We start from the raw sequence: 12928 nt of genomic DNA on the forward strand, positions 1-12928 counted from the left end.
TATTTATTAAATTTATAGCAAAAAACAAACTTTATTATAAATATGACAAAATATCACTATTTGGAATATACAACTATTCATTAAAGCGATATAGAATAATTTTTTGTTTTTTATGATATAACGGAAATATTTTAGATATATTTATTCCTTTCTATAAAATTATATATTTATACTGTTTCAAAAAAAATCAATTCTTTCTCTCATAACTTAATTGTCTTACCAGTCACTTCCATTATAAAAGTGGCATTCTATCCTTAGAAAACAATAGCTATGACAACTAATGAATAGAAGGATATTAATTGTAAAAATGATCATGACGCTATTTCTGCAAATGCGTTGAAATTATATTTTTACACTTGCATCAATAATTTTGATTCTAACATATAAACGAAGCTATTAACATATTTTAAATATAGGATTGTGTATGACCCGCACTTTTACAACTCCTCCCAAAGCATCTAGAATCACTCATAAAGAAATATATCACGGTATTTTTCGTGATGATCCCTATCATTGGCTACGTGCATCTAACTGGCAAGATGTTTTTAAAAATCCTAACTGTCTTGATCCCAATATTCGACATCATCTCGAAAAAGAAAATTCTTATCAAGCGGCTCAAATGGCTGATACAAAGCCATTACGAGATTTGCTTTTTACTGAAATGAAAAGTAGGATCCAAGAGAATGATAGTTCCGTTCCTATAAAAAATGGACCTTTTGCTTACGGATTTTCTTATGTTACCGGAGGGCAACAACCACATTATTTTCGGACACCAAGGAATGGTGGAGAAAAACATGTTTATCTTAATGGTGATCTTTTGGCTGAAGGTAAAGAATATTTCAGTTTGGGTTCAGTACAAGAATCTCCTGATCATAGATATGTTGTATGGACCTATGACGATAAAGGATCAGAATTCTATACAGCTAAAATTCGTAATTTAGACACATTATCTGATTTTACAGACACCATAACTGATACATCTGGACAAATTGTGTGGGATGCTCAATCTGAAGGTTTTTTCTATACAAAAGTGGATGAAAGCCACCGGCCTTCAGAGCTTTATTATCATCGCTTAAACACGGATCAATCACAAGATAAGCTTATTTTTCGTGAAGATAATCCAGGTTTTTTCTTAAATGTAAGTGGCTCTAAGCTTCATGATGTTATTTATATTAATATTCATGATCATGAAACGTCAGAGGTCTGGTTAATTCCTGCTGAAGCGCCTCTTACCATTCCTCAATGTGTACGAAAACGGCAAAAAGGTGTTGAATATTCCCTTACAGAAGGTGGTGATGTCTTTTATATCCTTACCAATTTAGATGACGCAAAGGACTTTAAAATTATGGTTGCGCCGCATGAAGCACCGCAATCAGAAAATTGGTCGGAACTAGTGTCTCATCAGCTTGGATGTTTGATCATATCCCATGATGCGTATCAAGACTTTCTCATTTGGCTCGAACGCTTTGAAGGACTTCCTCGTATAAAAATTATGGAGCGTACAACAAAACAAATCCATTCCATTGCTTTTGATGAAGAGGCTTATTCTTTAGGTCTACAAGGTGCAGCGGAATATAATAGTCCGTCCATTCGCTTTTCTTATTCATCTATGACAACGCCTGATCAAGTATTTGAGTATGAGATGAAAAGTCGCAAACGAATATTATTAAAGACGCAAATAATTCCCTCTGGCCATAATAAAGATGACTATATAACGCGACGTATTATGGCCACAGCAGAGGATGGTGAAAAAATTCCTATCTCACTTTTTTATCATAAAACGACACCCCTTAATGGCTGTGCACCTTGTGTACTTTACGGTTATGGTGCTTATGGAATCTCTATTCCTGCCAGTTTCAATAGTAATGTCCTCTCTCTTGTAAATAGAGGTTTTATTTATGCTATTGCTCATATTCGTGGAGGCAAAGAAAAAGGGGTTGAATGGTATGAGAAAGGAAAACATCTTTTAAAATATAATACATTTACCGATTTTATTGCTTGTGGGCGCTATCTTGTAAACAATAAATTCACGGCGCATGATCGGCTTATTGCGCATGGTGGTTCGGCTGGCGGAATGTTGATGGGAGCTATTGCCAATATAGCGCCACAAGATTTTGCTGGGATTATAGCCAATGTCCCTTTTGTTGATGTTTTAACCACGATGCTCGATGCTTCTTTACCTCTAACGCCTCCTGAATGGCCGGAATGGGGAAATCCTCTTGAATCACAAGAAGATTATAATCTTATAGCTTCTTATTCTCCTTATGATAACGTCAAGGCGCAAAAATACCCTCCTATGCTTGTGATCGCAGGATTAACAGATCCACGTGTAACTTACTGGGAACCTGCAAAATGGGTAGCAAAATTGCGCGCGTTAAAAACAGATGATAATGCAATTTTATTGCGTATTAATATGGACTCCGGGCATGCTGGTGCGGCTGGACGTTTTTCAAAGTTAGAAGAAATCGCTTATATCTATGCATATATTCTAAAGATAGCAGGAAAAAACAGTTGCTAATCTATAATACTTTTGTTTTTAAGTCCCTATAATTTACTGGATTATAGGGACTGATAGACGTTTAAAAATTATCTAGATGGCTTACAATCCGCAATCTTCATAAAGTTTTAAAACATAATCCCAATTGATCAAATGATCCACGAAAGCTTCGAGATATTTCGGACGAGCATTGCGGTAGTCAATGTAATAGGAATGTTCCCACACGTCCACACCTAGAATAGGTTGAGCATCATGAACCAAAGGATTCTCACCATTAGGCGTTTTCATAATTTCAAGCTTACTATCTTTAACAGCAACCCATGCCCACCCAGAGCCAAATTGGGCACCAGCAGCAGCAATAAAATCAGCACGGAACTTGTCATAGCCACCTAGATCAGATTCGATAGCTTTTGCTAGTTTTTCAGGCAGCTTTTGACCACCACCATCTTTTTTCATCCAATTCCAAAAATGGTTATGATTGTAATATTGCGCTGCATTATTAAACAAACCAATATTTTTTCCAAAACTTTTTTTAACAATCTCTTCAAGGCTTTCATTTTCCAAGCCTGCGTCTTTTATAAGGTTGTTGGTATTGGTAAGATAAGTGAGGTGATGCTTATCATGATGATATTCAAGCGTTTCGCGTGACATATAGGGCGAAAGAGCGTCGTAATCATAAGGCAATGCAGCCAATTCAAAAGCCATTTAAAAATCTCCTCGATTCTAATTGTTAAGCTTACTTAAAAATCCTAATTTGCCATTTGCAGTACCTAAAAGCAAATGTTGAATGCTTATTATATGTTAATTAATTTTAATGTCTCTCTCTTTGAAAAGGAGCTTTTAGGAAATATATGCTAATCAATCAAAAAGGACACAAGCACTATATATAAATAATGCTTCTGAAGACTTTTTGACATCTATGAACAGATAAAAATATCATGATCTTTTGAATGAAAAAATAGAGAATCCCTCGTTTTTTGTTCTTATACCTCAATTTTTTTCAATTTACTGATGTGTCATGGTGTTTACAACAGAATATTAAGTCATATTTTGAAGAGACATTTTTCAATGCGTTTGATGTCATTTTATGGGGCTATCTATGAAAAGTATGACAATAAAGAGATTACCATCTTTATGCTTAATGAAAGAGCACAGCGGTTATTATCCACTTTGCCAGCCCTCAATGTGGTGATAACTTTTGTTTTAATTGAGCAAGATGAGATTTGAATATATCAAGAAAAGTAAAGCATATGCTCATTTATTTAAAGACACGAGTTAAACGATAAGATTTTTATTTTCTGTTTCTAGGAAATCAATAAAAGAGCAAAATAATTTATGGATAAATGGTTGTGACTTGTGTTAGAAGGAAAATTGTATATTATTTTTGCTGCGAATTTGTATCGTTGCAGTATCGTACAAAGGGTAGAGACTTTATGATAAAAAAGTAAAGTCTTTGATTTTCAGATATTGCGTCCAATCACAGGAATCGCTATAAGGTGCAAAAGTAATTATAAAGCGTATTTTTTTTGGGGTATAGCCAAGCGGTAAGGCACCGGTTTTTGGTACCGGCATTCCCTGGTTCGAATCCAGGTACCCCAGCCATACTTTAATGAAATGAGTTAAGTCGAATTTTTAGGAAGCTTTGAGAGTGGATTAAACCTCTTAGTGGTTTTTTGCTATTGATATTAATCCGGTAAGCTGAGAGATATCCGTTTTTAGCGCGTTAGCTCTCAATCAATACGCTAAGATTCTCTTTTACGATAATGATTTCCAACGCGCTCTTTTAAAAGATTCTTTTCTATTAAGAGAGTGGGTTTAAATGATTGAGGCGCACTTAAGTAGATAAAAGCTATTTGGATGGGTTATAGGAACACCAACGAGCAATTTTTCGTATTCCGCCATCTTCATTACGTCGGACAGCATAACAATAATGCTGGTCAGGAAATATATTTCGTTGCATATCGCGGACAATATGTGCAGTATGGCCATAAGGTGCTACATAATCAATAAACCATACGTATTTTCCAGTCTGCCAGTCAGCATTGGGCAAAAGCTCTCCCGTTTCAAGCATGGATTGATGATTTTTTTCATCTAAAAAAGCCCAAGTGATAAAGGCGCAAAATGCTCCATGTTCATTTTGATAGAGTTTGTATTGCCCAACCCGTAAGGCTGGACCTAAGTTTCGTTCAATATCCCAGATTAGCCAACGGCGGTGTAGGGGGGATTGAAGCATTAAAACGACCATAGCTCCTAAAGCCATTATTGGGTTTATGAGTGAGGGTGATGGAGTTTCATTCATAAAGATTATCTTTCTTTTAGGGATTGTTCTAAAATTTTTGTAATAGGTTCAAAGAAATAAGAAATAAGGCGCCGTTTTGAAGTAATGACATCAGCTGTCACGGTCATGCCAGGGATAAATTTCAGCTCTTGGTGATTAAAAGTGATGTGATCTTGGTCGATTTTAATTAAAACAGCATAAGCACCATTAATTTCTTGCTCATGGCGCGCTGTTGCACCTACATTCATAACTGTACCGTAGACAACACCGTAGCGTTCAGGTGGAAAGGCAGAAAATTTTACGTAAGCACGTTGGCCTTTTTCTAAAAAACCAATATCTCGATTATCAAAAAACGCTTCAACAATCAGCCCGCCTGTGTCAGGGACAATACGCATGAGCGTTTTACCGGCTTCTACAAAGCCACCCAAAGTGTGGATACTTAAATCATCAATGCGTCCATCAACAGGTGCATAAAGTGATAAGTGATCAAGACGATATTGGCTGCTGTCAAGTTTGGCTTTTAAGCCTTGTAAAGAGAGTTCTGTTTCACGAGAAAGCTGCTGATAGCGGGCGATTTCATCGGAAATAAGGCTTTGTCTTTGTTGGTGGAGTGCTTCTATTTCAGCGGTATTTTCTTCCAAGCGTCTTTTATTGGCTAAAATTTCATGTTCTACATTTTTAAAATCATGGAGACGTTCTAAATAAAGAGAGTTACTGATGACTTTTGTTTCCATCAGACTCTTGGCAGCTTTGAGTTTTTCTTGGCTTAATTGTTGATCATCTTGTAATTTGTCCAATTGTGCGTATTGGACAGCACCGCTGCGTGTAACACGGTCAGCCTGAGCTTTCAGTGTTTTTACTTTATCTTGGAGCGATTGAAGAGTCGCGTGGATGAGTTTTTCCCCTTTCAGCCTTGCTGTATTGCTGCTAGAGGCAGGAATTTGCAAATAAGAAAGCCCTTTGGTTACAAAATCCGTATCCAAAGGATCTCGTTCACTCAAGGCAGCTAAGATAGCGGCGGCAATTTGCGCTTGAAGGGTCTGTTGAGCAATATCGGCTTGAACGCGTGCGCGTTCATTTAAGGCTTCGCGGGGATCTAATTGAATAAGGAGATCACCTTGATGAACAAATTGCCCTTCTTTTACAAGAATTTTTTCAATGCGTCCTGTATTTTGCGCTTGGACGAGTTGAACATAGGAGGTGGGAATAACCGCCCCTTGTCCCCGTGCAACAATCTCTGTTTTTGAGATAAAACTACCAATGACAATAAAGAGGAATAAGGCGACAAAAACAGCAACCACCATATGAAGGGTTGGCGATAAAGGGCGCAAATGAGGAGCTTTATCTACCATTTTGTGTTCCCATTTCAGTGAAATTTAATAGGGTTGCATGCTTGGGAAAAAGATCGCGTTTGTGGGTAATGACGAGAACAATACGCTCTTGCGAAAGCGTGTATAAATGTTCAACAATTTGTGCACTAACCCTGTCATCCAATGCGGAAGTGGGCTCATCCAAGATAAGAATTTGCGGTTTGATGAGAAAAAAACAAGCCAATGCTAGGCGCTGGCGTTGACCTCCTGATAAAAAGCCCCCTTGTTCACCTACTTGGGTATGAAGCCCTTGAGGCAATTGAGAGATCAAATCATGACAAGCACTCGCATGAAGGGCAGCAACGATTTCATCCTCTGTAGCATCTGGTTTGGCAAGAAGCATATTTTCAAGAATGGTTCCGGAAAAAAGGCAAGGGCTTTGGGGAAAATACGCGATTGTTTTGCGCACACTACGGATATCAAAATTTTGTAAAGATTGATTGTTAAGCAATATTTTCCCACTTGATGGGGGATAAAGACTACAGAGAATCTTGGCAAAGGTTGATTTTCCACATCCTGAAGGGCCAAGCAACATGATAGGCCTACCAGGTTGTAAACAGACATCAAGGTGGTTGATAATAGGTGTGTCTCCATAAGAAAAACAGATATCTTTAGCTTCAAGATGGGGCTTGGTGATGAGTTGAAGGGGGGGCTTTTCCTTTTCCCATTCTGAAAGTGCGTTAAGAATATCACCCAAACGAAGACGAGAAATTTTTAAATGCTGCCATTCTTCCCATAAAGAGGAAAGGCTTAAAATAGGACCAGAAACATTGCCAGCAAGAAGATGAAAGGCAATAAGTTGCCCTAGCGTAATCTGGTTTTGCAGCACTGCTTGAGCACCAAAAAAGATGATAAAAATAGTGAAAAGATCACCAAAAATATGGCTTAAAGCCCCATTTAAGAGATGAAATTTACTGGTTGTGAGGCTTTGATCTAGACTGCGGGCTAAAGTTTCTTGCATCCGTATCGTATGAGCAGCTTCTTTTACATGCGCTTTGATAGCTTCAAGATTGGTAAAACTTTCAATAAGGCGTGATTTATGGGCGGCTTGTAGAGTGAAAGCACGGCGTAATTGGCGGCGCAAGAAGGGACCGACGAATGCCAAAGAGCCCATTTGTAAAGGTAAAATGATAAGGACAATAAAGGTAAGTTTCGGACTAATAGAAAAGAGTGCAGCAAGATAAATAATGGCAAAGAGAACATTCAGTACGGTTGTGGCGATGGTTCCTGTTAAAAAACCGCGAATTGTATCAACCTCTCCAATACGCGAAAACAGTTCCCCCACTTGCCAATGGCGTAACACAGGCAAAGAGAGGCTTAACAGATGGCTGTAAATACGTCGTCCAAATTCTAATGTAAGCCGATTGGCTAAATAAGCACCTAGGTAACCTGATAGAGTGCTAAGAGCTGTGCTAAACAGCATGATAGCAATCATAAGGATAACAATAGCATAGAGACTTTCAATGCGCTGGAAAGGGAGAATACGGTCGATAATTGTCTGAAAAATAAAAGGGTTTACCAAGCCCAGCAAACGCAAAACGATGGCAATGCAACTAAGTTCAAGAACATAATAAATATATTTCTTTGTTGTGCTTGTAAACCAAGAGAAGGCTACTGGTTTTTCTTGTGAATGACTCATTTGATTTTATGATTTTGTTTAAGAGAAAGAGGGCTTTGTGTCTCATATTTTAACAGTATTGTAAATAGTATTATTGCTTAATTAAAATATACATTTTGTATGAACACAATACAAACAAAATGTATTTATTATTTTATACAGTATTTTTATTGTTATTTTTTAAATTATATTTGACAGTTGTCTAAACCGCATGCTAACCATTTTAATTGTATCGCTATGATACGTTTTTTAATAAATATAAATAAAGGAGGATAAAATGGGTGGTTCAAGCTCATCACATGATTCAAGTAGTAACTCACATCCAAAAAGTTGGCTTTTTCCAGAAGATGATTATAGTACAGACGCTTATGCCCAAGCAGCAGGTACAGGTGGCATTGTAGGAGCAATATTAGGAGGTGGTTCTGGTGCAGCTGGAGGTTCTATTGCTGGACCAGGAGGTGCAGGTGCTGGCTTACTCGGTGGAGCAGTAAGCGGCGGAATAGGAGGAGCTGGTGATTCAAGTAGTAGTTCACGTCCCCAAAGTTGGCTTTTTCCAAAAGAAGATGATTGTAGTGCAGGCGCTCATTACCAAGCAGCAGGTAAAGGCGGCATTGTAGGAACAGTAATAGGAAGTATTGCTAGTGCAGTCGGAGGTATTTTTTCTGGATCGGGAGGTGTCGCTAAGGGCTTTGTCAATGGAGCAATAGGAGGTGGACTAGCAGGAGCTGGTGACGCTTTGGCAGATAAATACAATAAATGCCATACGGCACCAAGTTGTGAAACAAGCGATTATGTTGCAGAAGCTGCCATACACGGAGGCATAGGAGCAGCAGTTAGTTTAGCAACTGGTCCAGGTGCATTCGTAGGCGGATTAGGAGGAGCTGCTGACGGTTTGATAGATAAGTACAATGAATGCCATCCGAATCCAAGTTGTGAAGTAAGCGATTATATCGAATCAGTAGCCATAAAGGCAGGCGCAGGAGCATTAATTGGTGCATTAGCTGGTCCGGAAGGAGCCGTAACAGGCGGAGTAATGGGAGCTGCTAACGGTTTTATAAATAAGTACGATCAATGCCATCCGTAAAGTGGAAGAACACTGTTTCTAATTTATTTAGAAAATAACGATAAAGATATTTCTGAGATCAGTGATATTGTAAACATACTTTAAAGCTATGGTTAAACTGATTTCAGGGATATTTTTGTGTATGATAATAGATATTTTATTTTGGATTCTTTGTTATGTATACTTTTATTAGCTCCTTAGTGACAGCAATTGGATTTGGACTTTGCATGTTTTTTTACAAAAGATTTAAAGGTGAGACCTGGAGTATAAAAATAACAATATTATCAACAATTAGGTTTTTTATATTATATTATGCTGCAAATTTATTAATTGAATATACGGGAATTTTAAAATAATATAGAATTACGTTATTGTCAGTATTTTATTATTTATTATAATTTATATATTTTTAAAAATTATATTTGATTTTTTGCTAAATAGCATGCTCATCAGATGATTCAAGGAGTAACTCACAACCAAAAAGTTGGCTTTTTCCACAAGAAGATGATTGTAGCGCAGACGCTCATTCCCAAGCATTAGGTTGCAGGCGGCATCGTAGGAGGATTAATAGGAGGTATTGCTGGTGCATTATTGGGTCCGGAAGGAGCGCTAACAGGCAGATTAGGAGGAGCTGCTAACGGTTTGATAGATAAGTACAATCAATGCCATTCATAAAGTGGAAGAACACTGTTTCTAATTTATTTAGAAAATAACGATAAAGATATTTCTGAGATCAGTGATATTGTAAACATACTTTAAAGCTATGGTTAAACTGATTTCAGGGATATTTTTGTTTATGATAATAGATATTTTATTTTGGATTTTTTTGTTATGAATAATTTTACTGGCCCCTTATTGGTAACGTTTATATATGGATTTGTAATATTTTTTTACAATAGATCTAAAGGTAAGAACTGGAGTATAAAAAGGAAGATATTATCGACAATTACGTTTTTTATATTATATTACTCTGGAATTTTATTAGCTAAATATATAGGAATTTTAAAATAATATAGAATTACGTTATTATCATTACTTTATTATTTATTATAATTTATATATTTTTACAAATTATATTTGATTTTTTGCTAAATAGCATGAATAATCAGATGGTTCAAGTAGTAACTCACAACCAAAAAGTTGGCTTTTTCCAGAAGAAGATGATTTTAGCACAAGCGCTCCATTACCAAGCATTAGGTGCAGGTGGCATCGTAAGAGGATTAATAGGAGGTATTGCTGGTGCATTATTGGGTCCGGAAGGAGCGCTAACAGGCGGATTAGAAGGAGCTGCTGCCGGTTTTATAGATAAGTACAATCAATGCCATCCATAAAATGGAGGAACACTGTTTCTAATTTATTTAGAAAATAACGATAAAGATATTTCTGAGATCAGTGATATTATAAACATCTTTAAAGCTATGGCTCAACTGATTTCAGGGATATTTTTGTTTATGATAATAGATATTTTATTTTGGATTCTTTTGTTATGAATACTTTTACTAGCTCCTTATTGGCAACGTTTATATATGGATTTTTCATGTTTTTTTTCAATAGATTTAAAGGTGAGAACTGGAGTATAAAAAGAATAATATTATCAACAATTATATTTTTTATAATATATTATTCTGGAAGTTTATTAGTTAAATATATGGGAATTTTATAATAACATAGCATTAAGTTATTATCATTATTTTATTATTTATTATAATTTATATATTTTTACAAATTATATTTGACAGTTGTCTAAACCGCATGCTAACCATTTTAATTGTATCGATCTGATACGTTTTTTAATAAACAAGGAGGATTTAAATAGGTAGTTCAAGCTCATCACATGATTCAAGTAGCAGTTCACATTCATCAAGTTCATCTACGGCATTTGGTCCTAAGGATTATTTCCATGCTGCGATGGTAAGTAAGATAGGGACAGGAATCGTTGGAGGAGCTGTGGGAGCTCTGTATGGAGGATTAAGGGGATCGCGAGGTGGTCTATGGGGTACGATTGCAGGTGCTGCAGTGGGTGGATATACAGGTTATACATTTGGCAGCAATGCGGGGCTTTTTATAGGTCCTATGAGCAAGTTTCAGGACTGTGGTGGTCGCGTTCACCTTTTTTGATTTGTAGATAATTCTTAATAATATATTTTAAAATCAATTTTTAGACATATATTATTAAATATATGTCTAATTTCGTTTATAATGTGTATTTTATAGATATATATCATTATAATATTTTATATAAAATTTTCATTTCGGATTTTTATTATGTATATTGGTGATAATATTATTTCACTATTAATAGGTAATGTTTTTAATTTGTTGTATTCAATATTTATTTTTATATTTTTATTTTCATTAATTTATAGATACACTGGTGACAGTTGGAAAAATAGTATAAAGGAATCGCTTAAGACATTTGGTTTGTTCTTTTTGTTCTTTTTGGCGTTTTGTTTTATTTATGTTGCATTAAAATATATTATATATTAGCATTTATATTTAAATTATATTTTATAAAATATAAGTTTCTATTATTTTTAATTATATATATTACATTTTTGGAATCTCTTATTGTGGATACTTTAGAAGTTATTAAAACTGCGTTATTTTTAATAAGTATTATTGGTTTTTTTAAAGTTTTTTCTTATATACTTAGATTCAGAAGTTGGAAAAAACATATAAAATCAGATTTAGTTGAGTTAAGTTTATTATTTATAGCATACTCAATTTCTATCTTTATCTCTCTATATATAAAATCGTTCGTAAAATAGATAAGTATTTTTATATATAATATTTCTATACGATAGGTATTTTTTATCAGATTAAATAAGATTTATTTTTAGTAATTGTTTCATATCTTTTTAGACATTTTATTTTTCAAAAAATGAGTTGCCTTAGTTAAAAAGAGACAGAAAAAGCAACATATTATTTTTTGTTATTGATTTTTTGCGTAGCTATAAGTTTATAATGAAGTTTGCTAAATTTATTTTTTTACAGAGTTTTTTCTTAAAAAACCACGAATTGTATCAACTTCTCCAATACGCGAAAACAGTTCTCCTACTTGCCAATGACGTAATACAGGCAAGGAGAGGCTTAACAGATGGCTGTAAATACGTCGTCCAAATTCTAATGTAAGCCGATTGGCTAAATAAGCACCTAGGTAACCTGATAGAGAGCTAAGAGCTGTGCTAAACAGCATGATAGCAATCATAAGGATAACAATAGCATAGAGACTTTCAATGCGCTGGAAAGGGAGAATACGGTCGATAATTGTCTGAAAAATAAAAGGGTTTACCAAGCCCAGTAAACGCAAAACAATGGCAACACAATTAAGTTCAAGAACATAATAAATATATTTTTTTGTTGTGCTTGTAAACCAAGAGAAGGCTACTAGTTTTTCTTGTGAATGATTCATTTTATTTTATGATTTTGTTTAAGAGAAAGAGGGTTTTGTGTCTCATATTTAAACAGTATTGTAAATAGTATTATATTTATACAAAATATACATTTTGTGTTAATGTAATATAAACATAATGTATTTATTATTTATACAGTATTTTATTGTTATTTATACAAATTATATTTGACATTTGCTAAAATGAATAATAACAGAGTTACCACTGTATCGTTGTGATGCAGTTTTTTAATAATATAAGGAGAATTTGTATGTTTGGTTGGCTTAGTGGTTGGTCTAATACTGGTTTGTCTCATAGGTTGTCTAATGCTTGGTCTGATATTTCATCAATTAATTTTTCAAGTAGTGGATCACAGCCTGGGTGTACTGTCGGCGATTATCTCTCTACAGCAAATTCATACGGAGTGGTGGGAAGAGATGTAGGACGAACTGGTGGAGTATTTATAGGCGGTATAGCCGGAAGTTTTTCATCAGGCCCATTTGGTATATTTTTAGGTGCAGGAACCGGTGGAGGAATCGGTGCAGGTCTTGGCTATGGGGTAGGAGCAGGTATAGGTTTAAATGCTCAGTATAACGCGTGCTATTATTAATTATAATATTTTAATAAGTTTTTAAATTGTTAATGATGTTGTAGATATATTTTAGTGAATATATCTACAAACATTTGTAACTAAAATATATTATTAGTAA

11 protein-coding genes and 1 tRNA gene are annotated in these 12928 nt (G+C 35.1%); 6 read left to right on the forward strand and 6 right to left on the reverse strand.

What is annotated here, in order from left to right:
• The first annotated feature begins 424 nt into the window (after window positions 1-424).
• A complete protein-coding gene (locus PVV57_RS08670; RefSeq protein WP_273783876.1) occupies window positions 425-2518 on the forward strand; it encodes a S9 family peptidase in 2094 nt (697 codons plus the stop codon).
• Window positions 2519-2599: 81 nt separating this feature from the next.
• On the opposite strand, the gene PVV57_RS08675 is transcribed toward PVV57_RS08670, so the two are convergent.
• Window positions 2600-3202 (reverse strand): superoxide dismutase, encoded by a 603-nt coding sequence (locus PVV57_RS08675; RefSeq protein ID WP_273717658.1) that lies wholly within the window; start codon window positions 3200-3202, stop codon window positions 2600-2602.
• A gap of 822 nt (window positions 3203-4024) precedes the next feature.
• On the opposite strand from PVV57_RS08675, the gene PVV57_RS08680 reads away from it, so the two are divergent.
• A tRNA-Gln gene (locus PVV57_RS08680) sits at window positions 4025-4099 on the forward strand.
• Window positions 4100-4346: 247 nt separating this feature from the next.
• Here PVV57_RS08680 and PVV57_RS08685 read toward each other — a convergent pair.
• The 3 genes from PVV57_RS08685 to PVV57_RS08695 are packed head-to-tail and all read right to left on the reverse strand — an operon-like array spanning window position 4347 to window position 7784.
• Window positions 4347-4796 carry a toxin-activating lysine-acyltransferase gene (locus PVV57_RS08685; protein ID WP_273783878.1) on the reverse strand — a complete coding sequence of 150 codons (450 nt, stop codon included), beginning with the start codon at window positions 4794-4796 and terminating at the stop codon, window positions 4347-4349.
• A gap of 5 nt (window positions 4797-4801) precedes the next feature.
• Window positions 4802-6127: an HlyD family type I secretion periplasmic adaptor subunit gene (locus tag PVV57_RS08690; protein WP_273717656.1), complete on the reverse strand. Its 1326-nt coding sequence runs from the start codon at window positions 6125-6127 to the stop codon at window positions 4802-4804.
• Window positions 6117-7784: a peptidase domain-containing ABC transporter gene (locus PVV57_RS08695; RefSeq protein WP_273783879.1), complete on the reverse strand. Its 1668-nt coding sequence runs from the start codon at window positions 7782-7784 to the stop codon at window positions 6117-6119. The genes PVV57_RS08690 and PVV57_RS08695 overlap by 11 nt, the downstream gene beginning before the upstream one ends.
• Before the next feature lie 256 nt (window positions 7785-8040).
• Here PVV57_RS08695 and PVV57_RS08700 point away from each other — a divergent pair, with 256 nt between their 5' ends.
• Entirely contained in the window at window positions 8041-8847 is an 807-nt protein-coding gene (locus PVV57_RS08700; protein ID WP_273783880.1) for a hypothetical protein, read from the forward strand.
• 515 nt (window positions 8848-9362) lie between these two features.
• Here PVV57_RS08700 and PVV57_RS08705 read toward each other — a convergent pair.
• Complete coding sequence (locus PVV57_RS08705; RefSeq protein WP_273783882.1) at window positions 9363-9485, reverse strand: hypothetical protein; 123 nt, start codon at window positions 9483-9485, stop codon at window positions 9363-9365.
• 501 nt (window positions 9486-9986) lie between these two features.
• Here PVV57_RS08705 and PVV57_RS08710 point away from each other — a divergent pair.
• Together PVV57_RS08710 and PVV57_RS08715 are read left to right on the forward strand one after the other, a co-directional pair.
• Window positions 9987-10157, forward strand: coding sequence for a hypothetical protein (locus tag PVV57_RS08710; protein WP_273783883.1), 171 nt, complete (start codon window positions 9987-9989; stop codon window positions 10155-10157).
• Between the two features lie 577 nt (window positions 10158-10734).
• On the forward strand, window positions 10735-10944 hold the full coding sequence (locus tag PVV57_RS08715; protein ID WP_273783884.1) for a hypothetical protein: 210 nt from the start codon (window positions 10735-10737) through the stop codon (window positions 10942-10944).
• A gap of 862 nt (window positions 10945-11806) precedes the next feature.
• On the opposite strand, the gene PVV57_RS08720 is transcribed toward PVV57_RS08715, so the two are convergent.
• Window positions 11807-12238: an ABC transporter transmembrane domain-containing protein gene (locus PVV57_RS08720; RefSeq protein WP_273783885.1), complete on the reverse strand. Its 432-nt coding sequence runs from the start codon at window positions 12236-12238 to the stop codon at window positions 11807-11809.
• A gap of 299 nt (window positions 12239-12537) precedes the next feature.
• Here PVV57_RS08720 and PVV57_RS08725 point away from each other — a divergent pair, with 299 nt between their 5' ends.
• Window positions 12538-12828, forward strand: a complete 291-nt coding sequence (locus PVV57_RS08725) for a hypothetical protein (protein ID WP_273783887.1) — start codon at window positions 12538-12540, stop codon at window positions 12826-12828.
• The last annotated feature ends 100 nt before the right edge of the window (window positions 12829-12928 follow it).

The organism is Bartonella sp. AU15XJBT, assembly GCF_028618615.1.
Lineage (GTDB): Bacteria > Pseudomonadota > Alphaproteobacteria > Rhizobiales > Rhizobiaceae > Bartonella.